This is a genomic window from Paenibacillus alkalitolerans (assembly GCF_016482785.1).
Lineage (GTDB): Bacteria > Bacillota > Bacilli > Paenibacillales > YIM-B00363 > Paenibacillus_AE > Paenibacillus_AE alkalitolerans.
On record NZ_JAEMXM010000001.1, the window covers coordinates 837,129 to 862,815 of the forward strand.

Annotated in this window: 14 protein-coding genes; 2 read left to right on the forward strand and 12 right to left on the reverse strand. The window is 51.3% G+C overall.

Features of this window, described 5'->3' with window-relative positions:
- Positions 1-66 precede the first annotated feature (66 nt).
- Together JET16_RS03505 and JET16_RS03510 are read right to left on the reverse strand one after the other, a co-directional pair.
- Positions 67-2,502 carry a golvesin C-terminal-like domain-containing protein gene (locus tag JET16_RS03505; protein ID WP_199614181.1) on the reverse strand — a complete coding sequence of 812 codons (2,436 nt, stop codon included), beginning with the start codon at positions 2,500-2,502 and terminating at the stop codon, positions 67-69.
- Positions 2,503-2,869: 367 nt separating this feature from the next.
- Positions 2,870-4,546 carry an endonuclease/exonuclease/phosphatase family protein gene (locus JET16_RS03510; RefSeq protein WP_199614182.1) on the reverse strand — a complete coding sequence of 559 codons (1,677 nt, stop codon included), beginning with the start codon at positions 4,544-4,546 and terminating at the stop codon, positions 2,870-2,872.
- 269 nt (positions 4,547-4,815) lie between these two features.
- Here JET16_RS03510 and JET16_RS03515 point away from each other — a divergent pair, with 269 nt between their 5' ends.
- A complete protein-coding gene (locus JET16_RS03515) occupies positions 4,816-7,086 on the forward strand; it encodes a lamin tail domain-containing protein (RefSeq protein WP_199614183.1) in 2,271 nt (756 codons plus the stop codon).
- 72 nt (positions 7,087-7,158) lie between these two features.
- Here the strand turns inward: JET16_RS03515 and JET16_RS03520 are convergent, their stop codons facing one another.
- The 3 genes from JET16_RS03520 to JET16_RS03530 all read right to left on the reverse strand — a co-directional run bounded on the left by JET16_RS03520 (position 7,159) and on the right by JET16_RS03530 (position 13,388).
- Positions 7,159-9,339 carry a S8 family peptidase gene (locus JET16_RS03520; protein WP_199614184.1) on the reverse strand — a complete coding sequence of 727 codons (2,181 nt, stop codon included), beginning with the start codon at positions 9,337-9,339 and terminating at the stop codon, positions 7,159-7,161.
- Between the two features lie 219 nt (positions 9,340-9,558).
- A complete protein-coding gene (locus tag JET16_RS03525) occupies positions 9,559-10,842 on the reverse strand; it encodes an MDR family MFS transporter (RefSeq protein WP_199614185.1) in 1,284 nt (427 codons plus the stop codon).
- 239 nt (positions 10,843-11,081) lie between these two features.
- On the reverse strand, positions 11,082-13,388 hold the full coding sequence (locus JET16_RS03530; protein WP_199614186.1) for an esterase-like activity of phytase family protein: 2,307 nt from the start codon (positions 13,386-13,388) through the stop codon (positions 11,082-11,084).
- Positions 13,389-13,622: 234 nt separating this feature from the next.
- On the opposite strand from JET16_RS03530, the gene JET16_RS03535 reads away from it, so the two are divergent.
- Positions 13,623-14,609, forward strand: a complete 987-nt coding sequence (locus JET16_RS03535; protein ID WP_199614187.1) for a serine hydrolase domain-containing protein — start codon at positions 13,623-13,625, stop codon at positions 14,607-14,609.
- Positions 14,610-14,625: 16 nt separating this feature from the next.
- On the opposite strand, the gene JET16_RS03540 is transcribed toward JET16_RS03535, so the two are convergent.
- The 7 genes from JET16_RS03540 to JET16_RS03570 form a co-directional block, all read right to left on the reverse strand.
- Positions 14,626-15,786 (reverse strand): DUF2264 domain-containing protein, encoded by a 1,161-nt coding sequence (locus JET16_RS03540; protein ID WP_199614188.1) that lies wholly within the window; start codon positions 15,784-15,786, stop codon positions 14,626-14,628.
- A gap of 28 nt (positions 15,787-15,814) precedes the next feature.
- Positions 15,815-18,175 (reverse strand): glycoside hydrolase family 95 protein, encoded by a 2,361-nt coding sequence (locus tag JET16_RS03545; RefSeq protein WP_325176600.1) that lies wholly within the window; start codon positions 18,173-18,175, stop codon positions 15,815-15,817.
- A 75-nt stretch (positions 18,176-18,250) separates the two neighbouring features.
- Positions 18,251-19,984, reverse strand: coding sequence for an ABC transporter substrate-binding protein (locus JET16_RS03550; protein ID WP_199614189.1), 1,734 nt, complete (start codon positions 19,982-19,984; stop codon positions 18,251-18,253).
- 67 nt (positions 19,985-20,051) lie between these two features.
- The gene (locus JET16_RS03555) at positions 20,052-20,963 is read right to left on the reverse strand and encodes a carbohydrate ABC transporter permease (protein WP_199614190.1); all 912 of its coding nucleotides are present in this window, start codon (positions 20,961-20,963) and stop codon (positions 20,052-20,054) included.
- A 16-nt stretch (positions 20,964-20,979) separates the two neighbouring features.
- Positions 20,980-21,939 carry an ABC transporter permease gene (locus JET16_RS03560; RefSeq protein WP_199614191.1) on the reverse strand — a complete coding sequence of 320 codons (960 nt, stop codon included), beginning with the start codon at positions 21,937-21,939 and terminating at the stop codon, positions 20,980-20,982.
- Positions 21,940-22,087: 148 nt separating this feature from the next.
- Complete coding sequence (locus JET16_RS03565) at positions 22,088-23,629, reverse strand: response regulator transcription factor (RefSeq protein WP_199614192.1); 1,542 nt, start codon at positions 23,627-23,629, stop codon at positions 22,088-22,090.
- Complete coding sequence (locus JET16_RS03570) at positions 23,622-25,412, reverse strand: sensor histidine kinase (protein WP_199614193.1); 1,791 nt, start codon at positions 25,410-25,412, stop codon at positions 23,622-23,624. The genes JET16_RS03565 and JET16_RS03570 overlap by 8 nt, the downstream gene beginning before the upstream one ends.
- Positions 25,413-25,687: the final 275 nt, after the last annotated feature.

Here is a 25,687-nt window from a genome sequence, read left to right on the forward strand (position 1 = left end):
ATAAATAGCTCTGGCCGAAAGGCCAGAGCCAAAGCAGAATTTGTGACGCTTGTTCTCACGTGTTCATTATTTCTGCGTAACTACAAAATTATCGAAAACAGCTGTTTGATCGAAGGTTCTCAGGCCGAAATATCCGTTCGTCAAGCTCGAATCGTTTGCGTTGATTTTTTGCACCCCGTTGACAAAACCTTTGATGGAGCTGCCTTTCAACTCCAGCCGCAGTAAATACCACGTGCCCGGATTGGCCTCGATGTGTGCTTCCCCAAGGTTGGTCCAGCTGCCGTTCACTTTTTTGTAAAGCTGAACTTTGTTCGAATCGTAATTGATTCGCAGCGTGTACATGCTGGAAAAATCGGCGCTTGCACGGGCGACCAGTCCGGAAGAAGCATTCGGCCTAGTCTTGTCATACGCTTTGACAGCCGCAGTGACCGTTATATCGGAATGAACCGAACCTGCTCTAGCTTCCGCAATGCCGCCGCCGGTTTGCTTGAATACCTTGCTGCCGTCATCCGCCACGGTCCAATTGCCGCTTAATACCGTCCAATTCGAAACTCTGCCGCTTTGGAAAAGATCCCCGAAGCTTACCTGTTCGAACATGACCGCATCAGCCCTGGAGTTGGAACCGGAACTCGCCGTCAACCTCACATAGCCGCCCGTTCCGGCACCGAAATAGGCCGTATCGATCAGCTGCCACCGGCCTCTACCCATTGCGGTCTGATCGATGGTAACCGTATTTGTCGTACCGTTATGGTAAATCGTGAATTGGGCGTTCTGGTTCGACTTCAGATGAGTAGGATAAGTCACATATACGTTATAGTATCCTGATGAGGCAATGGTTGGCGTCCATTTCGCAGTGCTTCCGCTAGTACTGCTGTAACGAGAGGTTCCGCCGTAGCTGTCGGGAAGAGAACTGTCACCCCATGTCCCCGACTCCGAATAACCGCTGCCGCCGTTGTCGATGATGATGGAGCCGTTCGACTTTACAGGTCCGATCACGTTGGAATAAGGGGAGTACAATCCGTCCGCATTTTTTGCCCTTATCCGATAATAATATTCGGTGCCGTTGACGGTCGACGTGTCGCTGAATATCGGTACGGTAAAATTATAGTGGCGACTGGTAGAGACCGACGGGCGCGCTACCGGTGTTGTGATATCGTCCGTCACTCCGGCGCCTACGATGTCCCAGGGTCCGGACGGATTGCTTGAGCGTTCGACGTCATATGAGCCGGCCCCCGAAACTCCCAGCCAGGAGAGGGTGTTTACGGAGTCTGCCGGAAACATGACCGGCGCGTCCGGGGCGGGCCATGGCGGGACGGTTAGTCCTTTGATCGAATAGGCGTAGTTTCGCAACTTGCCGATAATAACCGATTCGTTCGCCCAATCGCCGCTTGTAAATCCCGGATAACGCAAATATGCCCAATTTCCAACCGGAGGCCAATACCAACCTCCCATCTTATGGTGGGGCATCGTGCCCCAGAACATGGCGCCCGAAGTTCCGTTGCTCTGTACCGTATTGAGCAGCTCCTCGGTTGTTTCGGGCGAGAAATCCCCGAACTCCCCTATAATCAACGGTTTTTTTCCTTTGGTGGTGTTCCGCCATTCGTTGATCTTGGCGATCGGATCGGAATAATTGTGATATCTGTATATATGCGGATCAATAAAATCAACATTCGGGTCGGTCAGCGCATTTTGTCTTATTCCCTGAGCGCGTACATATCCTCCGTCGCCGACGAGATGATTCGCATCGACACTTTTGAAATAAGCGGCCATTTCGCTGACCCAACTGTCGGTGGATGGAAGCTCATTGCCGANGCCGACGAGATGATTCGCATCGACACTTTTGAAATAAGCGGCCATTTCGCTGACCCAACTGTCGGTGGATGGAAGCTCATTGCCGAGCTGCCAAGCCATTATCGCTTTATCGTTCTTATACTGCACGTTCGTATAGGTATTGGTGCGGTTAACGACATAATTGATAAAGTCTTTGAAATCCTGCTTGATTACCGGATCGCTCCAGAAATCGCTGGCGCTCTTGCCGCGGAAAGCCGCCCAATCGGCTATACCGCCAACGTAGTTGTACTGGTCCACGAAAGGAACGATCAACCGCACATTGTATTGATTCGCCAATTGAAGAACCTTGTCAATCAGCTTAAAGGCGCTTTCGTTGTAGTTTCCGGGTCCCATCACATGACGATAAGTGCCTTCGGGGTCGCTGCTCATCTTCACCTCGAAAGGATACAAGCGGATAACGTTAATACCCGACACGCTGGCAGCCCGAATCGCATCCTCGATCTCCGTCGGATCCATCCATGCCCTGCCAAGATAAGGAACGTTCGTACCGATAAAGCGAAACTCTGACGTACCATCCATGAATTTGTCCACATTACGCGTAATAAAATTCGTGAATCCAGCCTGCGCCTGTCCCGGACTGAAGGACAAAAAAACGGAAACGAGCATCAAGACAACGCAGAACATGCTTGCAAATCTCATCTGTTCTCTCATAGGTGTACCTCCCTATATATCGAAAACGCTTTCAAAAGACGCGTTTTCACGGTGAAAATCTTGTCCCTCCTTCCTTCACCATTTTACGACCCCCGACATGAAAGCGCATTCATTAACGATGTTAAATATAACACGATGCCCGCATTTAAAATAGAAACATTTTTAGGGAGTTTATAGAACGATTTTTGGAAAAATCGAAGGCTCGGACTCCTCCTTAATGGAAGCGCTTGCAATATTATTCTATTCAGTAAAAATAAATACAGTTCTTGATTTCCAATTTTTTTCTTACCACTTGTCCGTCACACTTTTAAATTGCAATAGGCCCCAGGATAGTATCCTGAGGCCTTCTTTGTCAAGTCCGTATAGTTTAGAAATCTGCACGAATCGGATCGTGGTCGGAAACATGAAGCGGGGTAGAGGCGTCAGTTTCCAGCGAATAAGGATGATCCGGATTGATCTTCGCCGAATCTGTCCCGGTTGCTTGAGTCTTCAACGCGCCTCCAACCAGCAGATGGTCAAGGAATTGAGCTCGGCCGGTATAGATGTAACTGAATGCCCGGTCGGACGGAATGTTCTGTACGAGATTTGTCAAGTTGGCGTTCGTTTGCAGAATGGCAAGGACGTTTTCTTCCGGGAAAGAATTCAGGTCGCCGAGAACGATGACATCGTAACCATTGGACGCTTCGGCATTCGCAACATTCGCAACATATTCAGCCTGCGCTTCCCGGCACGATTGGAACTCTTTATTTTCCGGATCGTCCCCGCCGCGGGATTTAAAGTGATTGTTGATTAATGCGATCTTCTGTCCGGCCGCGGTTTGCACGCGCAGCACAAGTGGCGGACGGCTGAATAACAGATTGGTGTTGGAGGGTCCGCAGCCTTCAAGCGTCGTTGTGGCATCCTTGCCTTTCTGTTCGACGCTGAGCACAGTCGTGCCCTCTTTTACCAAATAGGCGTTATCGATACCGCGCTCGTCACTGCCTTCAATCAGATAAGCTGTGTAATTCGGTCCTCCGTCACTTGCAATCTTCGATGCCAACGCGTTAAGCACTTCGATTTTTTCCACTTCCTGCACTGCCGCAACATCGGGTGAACCGATGGAATTGCGGATGGCCAAAGAAAGCTTCGCCGTTTTCGTATCAAACTGCTGCTGCGTCACTTTCGTGCCCGGGTCGCCGGGAGACACTTCGGAACCGACGGCAAAGTAGTTTTCCACGTTGAAGGTGGCGGTCGTAAACTGGCTGCTGCTATCGGCGGAAAGCGAGTTTTGCGTGTTTCCGGTGTCCGATACGGAAGCCGTGCCCGTATTCATCAGAAGTCCGTATGCCCCGAAGCTGTAAGTAAGCGGTCCCGCAGGATCTCCGCTGATCGTGTCGAACGTGGAAGCGTCAGTGAATACGTTGCCGAACACATCGTCGAACTTGAACAGCGGCGTCTTCGTATCGGTTCGGGCGACACGGGATGCCGTGCTGCCGGGAACGACGAACGTCTCATTGTACTTGTTGGTTCCGGCCACAACCGTTGCCGATTTGACGAATACGCGCATTCCTTCGAGGGATTCCAGATTGCTGTAAGTCATGGATGCCGTAATTTCCGCAGCCGCGGGCACTGTTCCTGTTCCAAGCTTAGTAATCTCGGCTTTTGCGTTGATTTCCGTCAGCCCGTAGTATTCTTGAACATAACCTTTCTGCCTGACGATATCTCCGATTTTTATATTTCCTACACCATTGCTTTTATAAACGAAAATACCTTCCGAAGTGGCGGGGTCGCTGTCGGGGGTGGTGTCCTGAATCCAATATCCCTTTGCCTCAACAGCGTACACCGTACCGCAAGTCGTTACCGATTTTCCGACCAGCGGCGATTCGGCGCCGCTTCCTTGAATTTGATTAATTTCATGTGTGACCTGGGAATCGTTGATACCGGAACATTTTCCCGTTGAAGCTTCAGCGTTGGGCAAATGTGCGGCAGAAAGGGCGACACCAGCCGATATTGCCAAAATAAGAGAAACATTCGCGGCTTTTTTGCTCAGCAGACGAAATCTCATACTTATAAATTACCTCCTCTATAAGAAGAAATTTTTTTGCAGATTTCCTGACAGCCAGCTTGTCAATACATTTATATCAATAATAGCGTAGTGCTTTGGTTATCCCGATGTAAAAACTGGATTGAGATTTTGTGAAAACTTCCGCTATTGCCGTCTTAAATGAAAGTATTCTTCCATAAAACTTAACTTGCATTTAACTGCCTTCTTACATTCAAACCTCATGATTAATCTTTGTGCAGCCATCATTAATATTCGAGGAGGAATCATGAATGAAGAAGTTTATAAATATCATGCTATCACTGTTCATCGCATTATCCGTCGTCATGCCGTCAAGCTACCAACCGGCAGAGGCGGCGGCGGACCACGTTCTGATTACGGAAGTGTACTACGATACGAATCTGTCCTATGAACCTGAAGAGTACATAGCCATAACGAATCCGACCGGTGCCGCAGTTGATATTTCTGGTTGGGTCATTACTAACCTCGGCGACTCCATGTCGTTCCCAAGCAGGACCTCTATTGCTGCCGGAGAGACGATGTATATCACCAAGGACGCTTGCAGATTTAAGGAACAAATCGTGGCCATTACACCGAATTTCGAATACGGCGCGGACTGTGACGCGAATGTTCCGCAAATGGCCGGAAGCGTAAGTGCCTTTTCGAATACGGGAGATGAGGTCCTTCTAAAGAACGGCAATAACGTTGTTGATTCGGTTATTTATGGAAGCTCCACGCACTCCGGCAGCGGCTGGTCCGGTTCCCCTGTTGCGGACGTATCTGAAGGTGTCATTCTTGTGAGGGACCGTACGGAATCGGCGGGCGCTTGGGAAGATACGGATTCGGCAGCGGATTTTAACGATTTAAGAGTATATCAGGCGGGCCAGTCGCGGTTCCCCGCTCCCAGCTTCACGTTCAACGGTAATGTCACCGCTTATACCTCTCCCGATTCCAGCTACTCCGAGCTCACCGATTTAATGAACAATGCTGTAACTTCCATCGATTTGAACCTGTATGAATTCCACAATACTTATTTGCTGGATACCCTATTGAATGCAATCGGTCGGGGAGTCAAAGTGCGCGCATTTTTCGAAGGGCAGCCTGTCGGCGGACTGACGGATCAATCCAAATATGTTTCGAAAAAAATCGTCGATGCCGGCGGACAAGTGCGCTATATTATCAATAACGAAACGGAAGAACGTTTTAAGCGCTATCGCTTCGACCATGCCAAGTATGCGATCGTGGATGGAATGAAAGTGTTTTTGCAAAGCGAAAACTGGAAAAGCACCGGAGTTCCCACAACGAATACGTACGGAAACCGCGGATGGGGAATTATTATCGATAACGCGGACTTCGCCAATTATGTAAAAAATGTGTTTGACGGCGATTGGAACACAGGCTTCAGAGACAGTTTCCCGTATACTCCGGGCACGGCATGGGGAGAACCGGTCAGCGGATTCGTCCCGGATGCCGCAAATCCCAGCGGTTCATATCCGGTGCCTTTCACCAATCAGACGTATACCGGCACCTTTACAATCACGCCTGTCTTTGCGCCAGATTCCGCTTTCCTGAAAGAAAAAGCGATTATCGGCATGATCCGCGGCGCACAGAGCGAACTGCTGGTGGAACAGTTATATATCCATAAACATTGGGGTTCTTCTGCGAGCGGCTCTCCGGAAACCGATCCGAACATCTATTTGGAAGAAGTGATCGACGCCGGACGGCGCGGGGTGAAAGTACGCGTTCTGCTCGATTCCGCTTTCCTTGATCCGAACGATAGCCGCGACAATCAATACACGGTCGATTATATCAATGGTATTGCTGCCAACGAAGGTCTGGATATGGAAGCAAAGCTGGCCGATCTGAGCGTGCTCAAATTGGAGAAAATCCATAACAAAGGGATGATCGCCGACAATAAAGTGCTCGTTTCCAGCATCAACTGGTCCGAAAACAGCCCTACCAACAACCGGGAAGCCGGTGTCGTCGTGGAAAATACCGATGTCGCCAATTACTATAAGCAAGTATTCTGGTGGGATTATACGGGCGGAACTTCAACACAGGACCCGCAAGGCGGCTCGGGCGAGGGAACTTCCGGCAAGCTTCTGCTTTCGGAAGTGTACTACGATACTGCAGGAGATGACAACGTTGAAGAGTATGTGGAAATCTATAACGGTACCGGCTCGACCGTCGACCTGAGCGGATATAAGTTGAGCGACAATGCGGGAACATTCACTCTTCCGTCAGGAACGTCGATTGCAGCCGGACAACGTCTGGTGGTCGCAAGAGATACGGAAGGATTCAAAGCTCTGTTCGGATTCGAACCCGATGTTAGCGGAATGACGCTTGCCCTCAGCAACAGCGGGGATCAGGTCATCTTGAAAGATTCAACCGAAACGGAACTTGATTTTGCTGCCTACGAAGGATATGTGAGCGGATGGACGCTCAGCGCCTCTACTGGCAAAGTCATTTATCGCGCGGATGTTGCGACGGACAGCGACACGGTGAATGACTGGTCGGTCGGCAACCCTAGTCCGAAGCAATAATCGACAACAAATGGGGCTATCCCTTCAGTCACCTTCCGATGACTTTCGGGACAGCCCCTTCGTTAGAACTGCTTATCGATTGTAATCAATCACGTACAAATACGGAATGCGGATATCACCGGCTTCGGAAGTTACGGTGATGTACCCCCGCACAAGCTCGGGTGTCCCGGTTTGTGCGTTTCGGTTCGCCACTGTTACGATAATGTCGGAGCTCGCGCCCGGTTCAAGCATGATGCTCTCTTCGCTTACTTGCACATTGGAGTCGCCTTGAATTTGATAAACCTGCGCCTCATCGGTCGGATTGGTCAAGGTAACTACCATTTCATACGTAAAGTTGCCCACCGGCCTGACCAATCCGAAGCTGAGCGACGAGGGGAAAGCCATCGCCGCAGGATTCGTCGCGCGTTCGAGATCGATGATGCCCGCCCCCACCTTCAAAGGATCGATTGCATCTACGCCAAGCACGCTGCCGGTTGCATCAACCGCCGTGCCCATCAGCGCCGCTTTCACTTCGTCAGGTCCCCATTCGAAATTGTGCTTCCTGCTGTTGGCAAGAAGCAGAGCTGCGGAACCTGCAACGTGAGGCGCCGCCATGGAAGTGCCTTGATACATCTCGTAACCGCCGCCTACCACGGATGAATATATATTTACCCCTGGTGCGGCAACATCGGGCTTCAGCGTATAATTCGGCGTCGGTCCCCAAGAAGTAAAGTCTGCGACCAAGTTGGGCTCAACGTTCTCTTCGCTTGGAGGATAAGTAATGGTAACCGTATGGTCTTGCGCGTCGCTCAATTCGCTTAATAATGCGCCGGCATCCTTGCCGATCATGACGGCGGGAATCGTCGCCCCGTCGCTGGACATCGGGATCGGAGCGGCATTGACGTTCTGATAAATAACGACTGCGGTTGCGCCCGCGGCCGCCGCATTATTAATCTTGGTTGTAAAAGTGCAAGATCCTCGTTGAATAAGTGCGATTTTGCCGGCAAGCGGCGTATCCGAAATCGGAGTACAAGCCAAGCTGTCACCGCCTGCGTACTTGGACCATACATCCAATTCGCCGGTTATCGGTTCCGTTACTTTGCCGCCGTCGGTTCCCGTAGTGGCTAACGTGCGGCCTCCTTCCAATGCGGCATTCTCCAGGAACATTGCAAATGTATGGCTGTTTGTCGTAGCGGCTACGGTAATGACCTTGTCCGCCGTACCGGGAGATCCGACGGTGTAGTTGCCCGGTCCTTCGTTCCCCGCCGATATGACGACAACAACGCCGGCTTCCGTCGCCGCGTTAACCGTCATATCAAGCAGATCGGCGCCTTTGTGCGGAGTACCTCCGAGGCTCAAGTTCAGCACGTCCATTCCGTCGGCCACCGCTTCTTCTACCGCTTTAGCAATAAAGAGGCTCTTGGCGCTGTCTACATCGCCGGGGAATACGTTATAATTGCCCAAATACGCCCCCGGAGCGACACCGCTTAACGGAGAGTTGCCCAGCGTCGGCATCGTTCCGGCTTTACCGGCCACCGTCCCGGCTACATGCGTGCCGTGGCTCTCGACGGCTTGCGCGGTTTGCCAAGGGTCTTGATGAAACACTTTCGCTACAATTACTTTATTCGATGTGAATCTTTCATCGCCTTTAGGGAATCCTTCCGGCATTTCCATTCCGGCATTCGGCTGAAGGAATGGGTGAGCTTGATCGATACCGCTGTCGATGACCCCCACTTTGATTCCGGCCCCGGCATCGGCTTGCCCGCCGAGAGCTTCCCACAGCGGAGGCGCGTCAATCAAGCCCGTACTTCTGCTCATTGTCTTGCGGTATGTCTTGCTGTACCCGGTTTCCACCGCGCCCGGTCCCGCTTTGATGTCGTTGAGCGAAGCTCCGTTCAGCTTCAAGCCGAGACCGTTATAAGTAACGCTATACTCGGTTACCACCTGAACTTGCGGAAGATGCTTCGCAAGCCACTTCTTGTAATTGTCCCTCTGTGCCTCCAATCGGTTCCCGTATTTCTTGGCAGCCGGAGACGTTAAGTTTATCTTTTGCCCTTTGCTCGGTTTTGTTTTCTCATAGCCGTTAACTGTTCCATCATAGGATGCGATAGGAGGATCGGAAAAACGGACATAAGCGTACTCGGCATCTTGTTGGCCGGCCGGCTGCGGTTCGTCTGTTACGTTGACCATTCCTAATGCAGGATTAACAGCCGTCAGAAGGAGCAGCATGGCAACAATAATGCCAATAATGCTCCTATACCTGCGCAGATTCATAATACATCCCTCCGTTGATCGAAAATATGATGAGAAGATTCATTCTCTCCTTTCGACCAACGGTAATTTAAATCCTGCCCGCATTGTGGCATTCGACAAAGGTTCTTATAAATCGTCTGTAATTGACAAAATTCGCAGTTTGGCTAGGTATTTTCGGTCATCCTGATAAGCCGCTCCTCATTCATTGGTCACGGTTTCCAAGACGGGAGGTTCACTTTTTTACAGCGCATTATTAACCTTTGCGGAGTTTGCCGGGGTATTTCCCTGATCGATTGCAGGCATGATTTGAAACAACCGGACATAAAGAACGGCGCTGATCACCGTACAAAGCAATATGAAGCCAAACACCAAGATCGGCGGCATCCAGGCGGAAAGAACAACGGTGACCGGGGCGATAAGCCGCCCGATGGAAAATTGAAGATTTGAAGCTGCCATGTACCGGCCTCTGGCATCCGCCGGCGCATACTTGCTGACGAAGCTTTGCATTACCGGCGAACGCATGAACTCGCCGACCGTTAAAATGATCATAAATGCAAATAGCAGCCACACGTTCGTCGTTAGTCCCACCATAAACATGCCTGATCCAAAAAGTACAGCCGATAGGATCAAAATATTTCGTTCGCTCCAATGCTCAAGCCATTTCGTAACCGGCAATACGAACAACACGAACAAGAGACCGTTTAACCCCATCATCCACCCGAACACTTCAACGCTGCTTAAATTGAACGACCACTCCTTCCATGAGAGCAGCGTTTGTGCGGGAACGTAATCACTCACATAAACGGCCAAATAGAGGTCCAACTGCATGAATGCGATCATGACGAAGATGCCGGCCGCGATATAGAGGGCAAATACTTTGTCGCGGAAAATGAGCGCGTAACTATTCCATTGATCCTTAATTGCCGGGAGTATGGCGTTTGTTTGTTCCGTTCCGTCAGCCGGTCTCGGTCTTGTTTCCCGAATAATGAAATAGATTGCGCTGGAATAGAACAACATGACGAGCGTACAGGTCCAAAGCAGTCCGGTCCGGTAATGAAAGAAAAACACCGATCCCAATGCCGGCCCCAATACCGCCCCGACATTCATTGCCGTAACGAAAGTGGCGAATACTTTCCGCCGATCCTTCTCCGGAGTAAGATCGGCGACCATCGCGGAACTCGCCGGCCCGTAAATCGATCCCGCAAGACCGATGCCGATAAACGCGAGATAGTCGAACCAATGGGAGTTAGAGAATGCGAATACCGCAAACATTCCTGTTTTCAGGAACGCTCCGAACAGCATAGCGGGGCGCCTGCCGAACCGGTCGGATACATAACCGCCAAGCATGCCGCCGATCATGCCGATGAGCGGCGGCACGCTCATCAGTATCCCGGCCGTTTCTTTGCCCATCGCATCGCTGAAGTAGAGTGCAATGAAGGGAAAATACATCCAGAACAATAAGTTGAAGAGCGTCTCTCCGATCAGCCTGATTTTTAAGTTCATATCCCAGGAAATCCACTGCAAAGAGGGTTCCCTCCTAATCGAAATACATAATTTCCCGGCCGGGTATACCCACTTTAAATGATCTTTCGAAAAAGATATAGACTTATAATGAACCATGTTTTATACTAATATCATAAGGGCTAAGAATACAGCCTCCTGCTTAAGATACGTCATTTTTCGGGAGCGGCACGATATGTGACGCTTTTTTATTGCGAAAAAAGAGAGCTGTCCCGCAATTTTTATGGGATAGCTCTCTTCTATTATTTCAGCAAATTATTTAATTCCCCGGCTTTGAAGAATACGGATTTTACTTCGCCGCCGTCGTTGTCGAGTCCCGTCCAGACCGAGCCGTCCGGCGTTACGGTCATCCCTTCGATCTTCTCGAATGGTGCGAAAGCATCGCGCAAGTCGAGCACACGCTTCTTCGTTACGACCGATTTCGAAATATCCGACGACGCGGTGACCAATCCTTCGAACGGCTCGACTCCGTCAAGCGTAAACGTATATACGGCTTTTAACGTTACCGCACCGCCGACTTGCTTGTCGCGTTCGATAACCGCATATACGTCGCCGCCCAAGTTCACTATCTCGGAAAGCCCGATCCAGTCGTCTTCCACCATTGCCGCTTCAAGCGGATATAAGAAAAATTCCCAAGTTTTGTTCGTCAAATCATACCGGACGATTCTCGTATACAGCTTGCCGCCGATCGCTTCGTCGGCTTTATACTCGCGTTGAATCGCGCCAAGAATGTAGTTGCCGTCGGAAGAAATCGCCACGCCTTCGAAACCGTTGTTCCGAATCCAGCCGCCTGATGATGAATCCACTTCCGCAGGAAGCACGATTTTCTGCAGCACGTTCCCTTTCATATCGACTTGGATGAGCTGATTTTGCATATAGTCGTGTTTGCCGAATTTCGCGTTCCCTTCGTTGGCCAGCCAGAAGCCTCCGGTCGCCGGCGCCGCGGCGGAAGTGTCGCGAACGATGCCTTCCATGTCGAGATCGGCTGTTTTGCTTCCGTCCGTTATTTTCGCCATATGCTCGAAATTTCCCACGCCGTTTTTCAAAGTAATTTTATAAATATAAGGCTCCATAGCATTATCGGGCACCGCGTAAACGACATCGTTCCTTTTCTCGTCGGATGCCAACCCGGAAATGGCCGACCAATAAACCTTGGAAGAATGCAGTACCGGTTGATCCGCAGGCGCCTCGTATTTGCCTGTGATGCCCTCGAACACCGTAATCGTTCCGGAATCTTCATCCGATGTCAGGAACAAATTGTTTTGCGGAATCGCCAACAATCCTTCCGGTTCCATGCCCGTGGAGAGCAGCTGCACGAATTTCGGATGCTTGTTGTTTGTAATGTCGTAGACGCCAACGAACGAACCTTTTTCCGATCCGACGAACGCAAACTCTTTCTTGCCGAACACCGCCGTTTCCAAGCCTTCGACTTCGATGCCGCCGGCTTCCGAGCGCCCTTCCGGGTAATGACCGTATTGCGCCGCGATCCGTTCCAATGATCCGTTATCCTTCCATATTTGTGCACCGGTGACACTCCAAGCGCTCCAGCCGCGTCCTCCGGTCAAATCCATCTCGCCCTCGTCGGCCGTATACAGAATAGTCCCGCGCGCGTTCCATGCAACCGCATCCGGCATTCGAGCGCCTATGTACGAAGCTTCCGATGCAAATTTCTCCGGATACGATTCCGTAAAGCTGATTTTGCCGTCCTCGGTCAAGTCGTGCATTTGCCGTTTCGGTTTGCCCAAAGAAAACAAGTCGAAGGAACCTGTCTTCAAATCAATAAGAGCGACGCCGTTATTTTCTTGGAGCGTGACGGCGGCTTTCCCGTTCTTGATGTCAACAAATTCAGGCTGCGGATCCGCTGGAAACAGCAGGCCCTTCGCCTCGAGACGCTCTTCAGGGAATTTGATCGTCTTCACCGGGGATGCTTTCGGATTCGAGAAATTGATGGCGACGATTTGTACATACCCGGGACCGCTGATATCGCCCTCGAGTCCCGGTTCCTCCGCGTCGGTCAAATTGCCTTTCGCATCCACGACAACCGGTTCGTTCTCGATCGCGACAACGGCGAGCGTCGTGCCGCCAAGCTTCGTCAGCGACACGGAGTCAGGGCCTTCGCCGACATTGACGCCGCCAATAATCTTGAGAGACTTCATATCGATGACTACGAGCTTGCCCGGAGTCAACACAGGCTTTTCGCCTTCTTCCTTATGCGAAGAGTTGACTGCGGCCACCGCATATTTCCCGTCTGCCGTGATCGAAACGCTGGTGGGCTCCCCAGGAACCGCGATTTCTTTCAACAGTTTTGGTTGACGCGGGTTGTTGAAATCCACTATGCCGACGTTGTCGTCTCCCGAATTCGTGTAAGCAATCGTTCTGCCGTCCGGGGTGGCCGAGATAATTTCGGCGACGCCGCCGTTCGGTACGACGAACGTGCCGATGTGGCGGAACGAATCGATCTGCTTCGGAGCCGACAGCGCGCTTCCGCCTGCCGACAGCGTTGCGGCTGCAAGGCAGCACGATAGAGCGGTCAAAAGCTGCTTCTTCATAAGGATTAACCCTCCGTTTATAGTTTTCCGCTCTATTATTTATTAATAGTATTAAGTTGATATATTCGAGATGTTAAGATTTTGTAAATTAATAAAAGCTAGATCGTTAAATCTGACATGATTTTTGTTCAAAAGTACAAGTTTCCCGGCATCTAATCTCATAGGGGAGAAGAACGAGATTTTCCCGGTTACAAGATCATGAAGATATTATATGTGAGGAAAGCAGGAGAAACTATGATCTCAAAAGAAAAACTGGAGTCAGTGTTTGGCAAACTGGAGCAGGAGCACTATTTGAGCGGGACAATTCTGGTCGCGCAAAGCGGGGAAGTGTTATTCGAGAAAGCATACGGAAAAGCAAGCATGCAGCTGAACGTATCCAACTCACTGGACACTAAGTTCCAAATCGCATCATTGACAAAAATGTTTATCGCTATGTCCGCATTGATCATTTACGAAGAAGGCCTGATCGACCTGCATGAGAAACCGGGTAAATATATGCCTGAAATGTCCCGGTTGGATGAAAACATTACGATTCATCATTTGCTGTCGCATTCATCCGGATTGCACGATGTATACGAAGTGCCGGATGTAAGGTTTGAAATGAGCAAATTGAAGAGAGAAAACGGTGATTTCCTGTCTTATCTGATCAATCAACAGCAGTTATTTATCCCAGGGCAAAAATGGAGCTATAGCTCGACAGGATACATTCTGACGGGCTATATACTAGAGAAAGTTACAGGCTTATCGTTCGCCGATATTTTGGAGCAATACATCCTCACTCCCCTTAACATGAAGAGCAGCGGTGTCGACAATCCTCGGAAAGTGAATCCCGGCCGCGCATATGGGCATACGACTGAAAACGGCGTATTTATCAATACGGATAACGACAAACTAAGCGAGATAGATGCTCCCGGCGAGCTTTATTCCACAGTACGGGATTTGAAAAAGTGGTGCGACGCGTTATTCGAATACCCGCTTATTTCTCCTGCCGCATTGAAGCTGATGTTTACGCCGCATGCGCGAGTCGGTGATAAGCTTAATTACGGGTATGGTTGGTTTCTCACAGATAATAGCAGGATGCATGGCGGGGGTACTCCCGGATTTAGATCCGAGATCAAACAGTACCCCGGCCAAGAAGCAAGCGTAATCATGCTCTTTAATTATGAGAGAGCGGATGTTTCCAAACTGCTGGGCGCCATTGAACCCGTCATTTTGGGATGAAGATTGTAATTCTTGTTCACCCGTAAAGCGCCCGGTCGGCGGGAAGATCGTGACCCGACCACACTTTTACGGACGTCCAAGGTTCGTCGGGCTCGCACCAGAACGGATCTTCCGGAGGAAGCCCGAGAGGCAAATATACGAGAGTACAGAGATATAAGCTGCCGGTGTTGATATAAAACTCACCCAAGCTCGGCTGGCTGCCATAGAGCCCGATCTTCAGCCAGCCTTGCGGGTCGAATGTGCCTTCAGCGTGAAGGCACCGCCTAATGACCGACGTTAACGCGCACCTCACTTGCGCCGGCGAAAGACGGTCCGGAAGCTCCCGGCGCAATGCCGATTGAGCCAGTAGATGAAACGCGCCCATCCGGTAGCAGATGGACCGGCCGATCGGCGGAAAAGATCCGTCTGGCGAAATCATCAGTTCCTGTACCTCGGCATACCGCAGAGCCCGCCGCTTGACAGCTTCCTCAATGTTGGATTTCATTCGCGGATCCCCATCGTAAATATGCCCGACGGTGCGCAGCAAGTCGATCAGCATCGGATGAATGACATAGCTGTTGTAGTAATCCCAATGAAAGTCCGGACCGTCGCCGTATGCGCCGTCCCCCGCGTACCATTGCATGTGCTGTTTCACCGCGTAATCGACTCTTACCACGTCAAAAGGTTCCCCCATAACGAAGAGAGCCGCTTCCACCATGGCCGAGAACAATATCCAATTGTTATCGCAAGGACGAATGTTTCTGGTTTTCTGTAATGCGTCAATCACATTCGCTTTCACGCGTTCGTCGAGCGATTGCCACAGCCGGTTCGGCGCCCGCACGATGGCGCTTGCAAGAAATGCCGCATCGACTACCGTTTGAATATACGAGCCCGACCTGTCGAAATCGGCGCGGTCCGGAGACTCGGGGTCCGTAATCGCATCGATCGCTTTGCGGGACAAATCCGCATAATACTGTCGCAGCTCCTGTTCCTCGTGCGAGCCGCCCTCCGATTCCAACCAAGGCGCTATGCCGCACAGCGACCGAGCCAACGCCTCCAAGTAGGCATATTTCACCCGGTCGTCCGATTTGGCTTCAACCGGCATGACGGCTTTGAGTCTGCGCTCCGACAAGTTCAACAGAACCGGATGCACGGTCCGCAGCATCGTGTCCAGCCAGTAAGCCCTTGTATTCTGCAATTTATCCGTCTCCTTCCTCTAATCCATCTTAGCGACCGACGAGTGCCGTTCGCACAATATAAGATTCGTCGGCTTTCGACTCGAATCCTCCGCCGGTTAATACTATGGCCTCGCCGCCGCCGGAAGGAGCGACCGTTACGGCATCGGCGTACCGGATTCGGCACATACCGCCGTGCAATGACTTCACAACCGCTTTGTCCAGCTTCCCGTCTTTCCAGTGAATATCGACGATAAACCCGCCTCTTGCCTTCAATCCGCCGACGTACCCTTCCGGCCATGCGTCGGGCAGAGCAGGCAGCAAGTCGATGCCGCCCAAGTGGCTCTGCAGCAGCATTTCCGCCATACCCGCCGTTCCTCCGAAGTTGCCGTCGATTTGGAACGGAGGATGATCGTCGAACAAGTTCGGGTACGTCGACCGGGCGAGCAGCGTCTGCACGAAATGATGCGCTTGTCCGGCATCCTTCAACCGGGCGAACAGGTTGATGAGCCATGCGCAGCTCCAGCCTGTGTGCCCGCCGCCGTTCGCAAGCCTTCGTTCCAACGACTTGCGGCTTGCTTCCAGCAGCTCCGGCGTTCCTTCATGGATCTGATCGCCCGGAAACAGCCCGTACAAGTGGGAAACATGGCGGTGACCGGGTTCATGCTCCTCGAAGTCCTCGTACCATTCTTGCAGCTGCCCGAATCGGCCGATCTTGTATTCCGGCAGCTTGGTCAGCGCATGCTCCAATTCCTCGCGAAACGATTCGTCGCCGCGGACAATCCGCCCCGCCTCCAAACAGTGCGTAATTAATTCCCGAATGATGCCGATATCCATCGTTGAAGCCATGGATACGCTGCACTTCTCGCCTTCCGCCGTTACAAACATGTTCTCCGGAGATGTGGACGGATTCGTCACGAGATCGCCGTTCGGACCCTCGATCAGCCAATCCAGGCAAAACAGCGCGGCGCCCTTCATCAGAGGATATGCGCGTTCCTTCAAGAACGATGCATCCTGACCGTACAAGTAGTGCTCCCACAGGTGGCGCGCCATCCAAGCTCCGGCCAGCGGCCAGAACGCCCAGCTTGCGCTGCCGTCCGTCGGCGTCGACATGCGCCATAGATCGACGTTGTGGTGCGCCGTCCAGCCGCGGCAGCCGTAATGGATGTAGGCGGTTCGCCGGCCGCTGACGCTCAAATCCTCGAGCATCGCGAACAACGGCTCATGGCATTCGCTTAAATTGCACACCTCCGCCGCCCAATAGTTCATCTCGGTATTGATATTAGTCGTATAATCGCTGTTCCACGGCGGCTGCACATGCGGATTCCAGATTCCTTGAAGATTGGCGGGCTGCGTTCCCGGACGCGAGCTGCACATAAGCAAATATCTGCCGAATTGGAAATACAGCGCCTCAAGCTGCGGGTCGTTTCTCCGCTCCTTGTAAGCCTCCAATCTCCGGTCTGTCGGCAGCACCGCCAACTCCTCCGATTCGGTTCCGCCAAGCCGCAGGTCGACCCGACCGAACAACGACCGGTGATCCGAGATATGGCGCTCTTTCAGCACATTGAAGCCCGCTTTCCCGGCATCATCCAGCTGCTTCATACACCGCTCGGAATGAGTCCGATCGCCGGCATCAGGAGGCGTATCGAACCCTGCGAAATTGGTCGCAGCCGCCAAGTACACCGTCAATGTTCTCGCGCCGCGCACTTCAAGCTTGCCGTCATCGCTTGCGCTCACTGCGCCGTCTGTCTCCACCCGAAGCCGCGTCTCGAATTTCAAACCGAGTGCGTCCTCATACAACACGGAGGCCGGATGGTCGTTACGGTAATTGCCCGCCACATGGCTCGGAGCTTGTCCGCGAAGCACGATATCGCGGCTGCCGATTCCGTCGGACTCCACCCGGTGCAGAAGCTTGGAATTCAGCGCCACTCTTACGCTCAAATCGCCTCCTTCGGCCGAATACCGGACAACGATCAACTGATCGGGAGCGCTGGCAAAATACTCACATCGGTAACGAGTTTGTCCGCATATGTAGCCTGTAGATGCAACGCCGTGGTTTAAGTTTAGTTCCCGCCGATAACCCGTAACGGATCCCGCTCCGTCCAACCGTTCGATCGACAGGCTGCCGAGCGGCAAATACGGCTCGCAGCTGCGGCCGATCATCTGCGCCTCGACAAGCCGCTCCGCTTCCGCATACCGTCCGGCAAATACGAGCTCTCTCGCTTTGTTTAAATGCCGGCGAACCTCGTAATTGATCGTATCGCGCGGAAACCCCGCCCATAACGTATCTTCGTTCAACTCGATGAGGTCCGTATCCGTCCCGCCGAAAATCATGCCGCCGAGCCGGCCGTTGCCGATAGGCAGCGCCTCTTCCCATCTCGAAGCCGGCTGCTCATACCATAGACGCCACACTTGATCTCCCCCTCCAATACAACAAAAGCCCGGAGAACTCCGGGCTTTTGCGGTTTATTCCTTGTGACTTAAATATTACTCGTTCCACAATTTTACGCGAGCTTTGACAAGCTCCTCGTATTGATCTTCCGCCTTCTCCACGCCGGCTTTGTCAAGTTCGGCCATGTAAGCATCCCAAATTTTATCAAAGTCTTCCGGTTTTGCCAAGATTGCTTCCGGAATTCGCTTCCACGTAATTTCTTTCAACTTTTCACTCAATACTTTAAATTCGCTATCGCCGGGAACAGGGAGGTTCCATGCCGCGCCCCACGGTCTGACCGGGAACTCGTCTTCTTGCGGGAACAGGTCCTTCCAAGTCGTTGCGCCGTAAGCTTTCAGCGTTTCTTTCGCTGCATCGCTATAGCCTGCGACAATTTGTTCCGGGAATTTGGTGGTGTAGTAATTGCCTGTCGAGTCCACTTCTCCGTCGCCGTAATGCAGGCCCATGTTTGTATAGAAATCTATGCCGCTTTCTTTCTGGAAGTTTGTCGTATCTTCGCTTTTACGCTTTTGAACGTCCGCCGGGATGACGCGCTTGCCATTTTCAACATTGTAGTGTTTCCCTTCGATTCCCCAGTTGATGAGAACTTGGCCTTCTTCGGAAGCGAGGAAGTCAAGGAATTTAATGGCGCGAACCGGATCTTCACAATCCGTCGTAATGCCTACGCCCCAACCTGCCATAAAGCCTGTCGGCCAGAAGGACGTTTCTTTGTACTCTTCAGTCAAAGTAACCGGATAATGGCCGTAAGTGTATTCGAACTTGCCTGCCGATTTCAGCGCATTTTCGGCTTCACCGTAATCCCACTGCTGGTCGATCAAGCCGAGAACGCGACCGGAAGCGACCTTCGCTTTATACTGGTCGTACTTTTGCACGAAGCTTTCCTTGTCGAGCAAACCTTCCGCGTTCATGTGGTTCAACCAACGGAAATACTCTTTCTCCGCCGGACGGCGGAAGTGGTACGTAACTTCCTGCGTATCGATATCGATGTTAAACTCGCCGTCGTCAGGCGCGCCCGTCGTGTAGAACGCAGGGTTCGTAACGGAGATGTACATGCGCCAGTCGTCCGCGTTTAGCGATACGCCGATGTTCGGGTTGCCGTTTTCATCGGTAGGGTGCTTCTCAAGGTAGGCTTTAAGTGCGTTTTCGAAGTCTTTCACCGTGCGGATTTTCGGATAGCCGAGTTCTTTGACGACGCGGTGCTGAAGCGAGAAGCCGCCGCCTGCTTCAAACGACTTTCCGCCAACCTTCGAATACGTAGGAATGACATAGATGGACTGATCTTCTTCGCTGTAACGCAGGCGCTTCATTTGATCGCCGAGCATTTTCTTAATATTCGGCGCATGCTGCTCGATCAAGTCGGTCAAATCGATCATGGCTCCGGCATCGACCAGACTGCTCAACCCGCCCTTCGGGCTGATCAAATCCGGATAATCGCCGCTCGCCGCGATGAGTGCGATCTTCTGAGAAGAGTCGCCGACCGCAAATTCGGCGTCAAGCGTTACGCCTGTTTTTTCGGTAATCGCTTTACCTACCTCGTCCTGCATCTTTTGCCAGTTCGGGTGTTCGTCGGCGCCATAGAACGTGAACGTGACCGGCGACGTGTCGTTTGCCGTATCTGTTTCTTTACCACCGGCATTTTCCGTCGGAGTGTTGCCTTCGTTCCCCCCGGCCTGTTCATTATTGCCCGGTTGTCCGCCGCAGCCCGCCAGCAAGCCGGCCAGCATAACGGCCGACAGCAATATGCCGGACCATTTTCTCTTTGCTTTCATGTTGTACCCTCCCGTGAGTTTAAATCTATATTGTATAAACAGGTTGCCCTGCAAATACCGTAATGAATCAGCTTTTTACCGCGCCTAACGTCATGCCCCTCACAAAATATCTCTGAAGGAACGGATATACGACCAGGATCGGAACCGTCACGACCATCGTGATCGCCATCTTAACGGACTCCGGCGACACTTGCGCCATGACGTCGGACATATTTTTCGTCCGATAGTCGCCGCCGCTGCTCTGGGTGGTGCTTTGCAGCACTTTCATCAATTCGTACTGAAGTGTGGTTAACGATTCGTTGGACGAATTGTACAAATACGTATCGAACCAAGAATTCCACTGTCCTACCGCAAGAAACAGCGCGATCGTCGCAAGCGCAGGCGTCGTAAGCGGAAGAATGACCCGCCAATAAATTGTAAAGTCGTTGGCGCCGTCCAGCTTGGCCGATTCTTGAAGAGCGTAAGGAAGCCCGTCGATAAAAGAACGGATGACGAATACGTTAAACGCGCTTACCAACCCGGGAAGAATATATACGGCGAACGTGTTCATCATTCCGAGGTCCCGGATCAACATAAAGGACGGAATCAATCCGCCGGATACGTACATCGTCAAGGCCAAAAACACGGAAATGAATCTGCGGCCTTGAAAGTCGGGTCTGCTAAGCGTGTAGGCAAGCATCGAAGCGCTGGCAAGACCCAGTAACGTACCAAGTACCGTCCGAAGCACCGAGTTTTTAAACCCGACTAACAGTCCTTCGTACGCGAAGATCAGCTCGTAGTTCTCAAGTGTGAATGCCCGCGGGAATATCGTAATGCCTCCGCGCACACTGTCAACGGAATCGTTGAATGAGAGCGCAAGCACGTTCAAGAACGGGTACAGCGTCGCAACGGTGACGATTATCGCAGTCGCATAGACGGCCGTATCGAATATTTTGTCCGATAAAGGTTTGTGTGTAAGACTTGTTGTCTTCGCTGACATTTTCGCCGGTTCCTCCTCACATGATGCTTTCTTTCGTTATCCGCTTGAACAAGCCGTTCGCAATGAATAACAGAATGATGCTGACGACCGAATTGAAAATATTGATCGCCGTACCGAAGGAGAAGCGTCCCATACCAAGCCCGTAGTTAAGCGCGTACAGGTCAAGCACCTGTGAGTAATCGCGAACCAAATTGTTGCCGAGCAAAAACTGCTTCTCGAAACCGATGCTTATCAAATGCCCGATGGACATAATGAGCAAAATTATGATCGTTGACCGGATACCCGGCAGCGTGATGTGCCATATTTGACGCAGCCGGCTCGCGCCGTCCACTCTTGCCGCCTCATAAAGCTCGGGGCTGATGCCCGCAATAGCGGCCAAGTAGATGATCGCGTTCCAACCGGTTTCTTTCCAAATATCCGAAACGGTCACGATTCCCCAGAACAATTCGCCTTTCGCCATGAATTGAACCGGTTCGTCAATGGCTCCGATCCATATGAGAAACTCGTTCAAAGCGCCGTTTTCCGTGGACAGCATCTTCGTAATGATTCCGGCCACGACGACCCACGACACAAAGTGCGGTAAATACGAAACCGTTTGCACGAACCGTTTAATCGCCATTTGCCGCACTTCGTTCAGAAGAACCGCGAAGATGATCGGCACCGTAAATCCGGCAATGAGTCCCATAAAACTCATCGCGAGCGTATTGCGCATGACCAGATAGAACGTGTCATCCTGAAACAGCGTCCGAAAATTGTCGAATCCTACCCACTGCTGCTCGAAGAACGATTTGCCGGGCTTGAACTTTTGAAACGCCATCGTCCAACCCCAAAGCGGCAAATAACTGAAAACGAACACCCACACGACAAAAGGCAGCGACATCATGTACAAGTATTTGTTTTGGAGAAACGTCCTCCAGAAACTCTTGCCCTTTCGGGGTTTCGCTTGTGTCTGCATGTTGTTTGTTACCGCTTCCATGGTACCCCTCCTATATCTATAGATCCATCATAAAGCAATGAAACCGCATACATCTACCCGAAGGATTTGGCACAAAATCATATAAAAATTAGTGTAAGCGCGAACAAAGAAAGAGAAGCGCACAACTGTGCGCCCCTCAAGTAACGCTTTATTTTTTCCTGTACGCGGACGGAGAAGTACCGACATATTTCCGGAATTTGCTGTGAAAATAATCGACGTTCGCATAGCCGACTTTTTCCGCCACTTGGTATACCTTGATTCCTTGTTGCAGAAATTCTTTCGCATGCTCTATCCTTACTTTGTCCAAATACGTGTTGAAGTACTCGCCCGTCGCGTTTTTAAACAGCTTTCCCAAATACGCGCTGTTGTAATTGAACACTTCCGCGAGCGTTTCCAGCTTCAAATTCTCATGGTAGTTGCGGTGAATCAAGTCGATCATCCTCTTTATCTGTTTGTCCGTTCCGTCAACTTCCAAGGTGTCCGCCAAACTTTGAAAAATGTTCACCGCATGGCGCAGCAGATCGCGGTAACGGTACTCCTTATACATCTCAAGCATGCCGCTTGAAAACCGGGGGCTGATCTCTTGGATTTCGGCATGCTGCTGCGACAGCTTGCCTAGAACTCCCGTCGCAAGCTGCACGAAAACGGTCTTGAATTCTTCCTCGGACAATCCCGTCATTCGCTTTCCCGCGTCCTCGACTAATTGCTCAATCAATTCGCGGTTGCCGACCTCGACGGCGAGAAACAGCTTTTCGGACAAGGCAGCAATGTCAACCAGCTCTTCCGCCGTGTCTTCTGCATCCGGTTCCCGGGACGAAGGATTGACTTCTCGTTTACGTACGATCTGTTCGCCGTCAAGGAAGAAGCGGTCCTTCATTAATTGTAACGCATTCGAATATGAACGTTCGATCTCCCGCCAGTTTGGAACCGGACCGCCTGACATTGCGATGAAATCGACATTGTGTTCTTTGCAAGCAGAAGAAATATCTTTGTATATTGACTTCAGGATGTGCTCGTCGTTCGATGCGTCTTTCAACAGCAATCCGAGGTACGGTTCCATCGAGAAGACGGCGCATCTCCCCGTATCTTCGATTCTTTCCGCCAGAGTACGCTTGATTTGCGCGGCGGACGCCGAGTCGATATCTCCCCGGGACAGCAGCTTGATCAATATTACTTCATAAGCGTGCCAGCCCAATCCTGCATCCTCAACCGCATCGCCTGAAACTTCATTGTTACCGCCGGTCAATTGCGCTCGGATTCGATCCTCTCTGTTATGCATGCCGCCGGAGGAGGATGAACTCCTCAATTGTTCCTCGCGCGCGATGGATGCTTTAATCTTTTCCAAATACTCGATCAATTCATCCTCATCGATAGGCTTCAGCAAATAACCGTCAATTTTGTGCGTTATCGCCTTCTTGGCATAATCGAAATCCGCATAGCCGCTCAAGATAAGCAAATGAGGGGAGTTTTCCGCTTTCCGAAGCTCCTGGATCAGCTCCAGGCCGTCCATCCCCGGCATCCGAATGTCCACAATCATCAAATCCGGTTTATGGAGATCGTATTTCAGTAACGCTTCTTTTCCATTAGCCGCCGTATCGACAACCCGGTATCCCATATCCTCCCACGTTATAAGCGTTCGGAGCCCTTCGCGAATCGTAGGCTCATCATCCACAAGCAAAACTTTATACAAGAGGTTCGCCTCCGATCGGAATCGTAAAATGAATGCGAGTGCCGACGTTTGTCTCGCTCTCTATAACAAGGCCGTATTCGCTGCCGTAAGAAAGCTGAAGCCTCAAGTGAACGTTTCGTAAGCCGATCCGGTTTTTCTCGTCGTCTTCGCTGTCTTTTAATGAATCGTACAACTCCCGGATTTTTTGCTCGCTCATGCCCACTCCGTCGTCGGTAACCAGCACGTGCACTTCGCTTCCGGACACGCCCGCTTTCACTCTAACCGTGCCGCCGTGTTCCTTGTTTTCCAAACCGTGTATGACCGCATTTTCCACCAACGGCTGAATGATCAGAGGGGGAATCGGCGTCTGCTCGGCGTTCGGATCGATATCAAGCTCGTAATGCAGCCGATCCTCATAGCGGAATTTCTGGATATCCAAATAGCACCGGACCATATCGATTTCATCTTTCAGTTTCGTCTTTCTTTGGCTGGCCTCCAAATTTTTTCTCATCATCTTCCCCAGCAGCCTCACCACGTGGGATATTTCCTTCTCCCCTTTCAAGTGCGCTTTCATTCGAATCGATTCCAGCGCGTTAAATAAGAAGTGAGGGTTGATTTGACTGGCCATCATTTTAAATTTGATTTCGTTCTGCTTCGATTCGAGCAATCTCTTCTGATCGTTCGATTTCTGCACCTCGGCCACCAGGTTGTTAATGCTGGCCACCATCGAGTTGAACTGCCGAGACAGCTGGCCGATTTCGTCCTTGCCGTCGATTTCAAGCGAGATGTCCAAGTTGCCGGTCGCCACCTTCGAGATATGCTTGCTCAACCGCAGCATTCTGTTGGACAGCACAGTCGAAAACCCGTAAATCATAAAGATGGCCAGGATGAGGCTGACGGTGATGACGGTCAGCGCCAACTGGTTGATCCGGTTTGCGTCTTTGACGATCTGATCGATCGAGAACACGGAAATAATCCGAAGCGTATTCATACTGGATACCGGAATCAGCGGCTCGATCCGGATTTGCGAAGCGGTGCCGTTCACGTCCGCTTCGAACACGCCGCTTTGCCGGTCCATCAGATCTTGATCGAAATCGATATCTTGCAGCGTCTTTCCGATCAACTCCGTCCGGTTGGCCGCAACGATATGATTCGTGGCATCGACGATTAACGTTTCGAACGTTTCCTGGCTTAAGATCTTGTTCAGCATGTTGGCATTGACGTTGATGACAAGGACTCCGCTTGAATTTGAGCTTAGGAATTTGACTTTACGCACCAAACTCAAATATTTGCGGTGATCCCGCTCGTCCTCGATGTAATACCATCCGATCAAACCGCCGCTTTCCATCGCTTCGCGGTACCAGAACGATTCCAGAATACGATCGCCCGGCTGAATGATTTGCCAGTTGTTCAAGAGCGTCGGGTTGTTCATATAGAAACGGATGTTGGAAATCTCGTCGTATAATTCAAGCAAAAGATCGATATCCTGATAATCCCTGTATGATCTTACCACATCGTAAACCGACTCGTACTGACGGTTGGCCACCCGCTCGAGCCTTTCGTCGTTCGCAAGCCTGTAGGCGCTGTCGTAGGCGACGTTGATTACTTCGGACGTCCGTTTTTTGACCCGTTCCACGTTCATCGACGTCTGCTCTGTGGCGTTGTTCAACGCCATGTCGCGCAGCTCGCCCGTCAAGAAGATGCCGACGATCAAGACGGGGACGAAGACTACGATGATGAAGGACAAAAACAGCTTGGTCCGGAGCTTAAGATCGTTAATTGTGCGAATCAACTTATGAATCACGCCCGGCTTCACCTCTATCTTGTCCTGGATTGGGGTATTGGGGTAATGGCGTACATTGCGGAATTAGCGTATTGAAATGTATTTCTTCCGTAATGTGGAAAACGCTTTCACTTCCCAACTTTCATTTTATCCGACACCACAGGCCTAGGTCAAAGTGCGCAATGAGCCCAGTATTGGGAGTTTTCCCCGTTACGGCGCACAATCGGCGGGGCAAAAACACACGCAACGAACAGCAAAAGTCCCGATACAGCGGTTTGATCGCTGTACCGGGACCG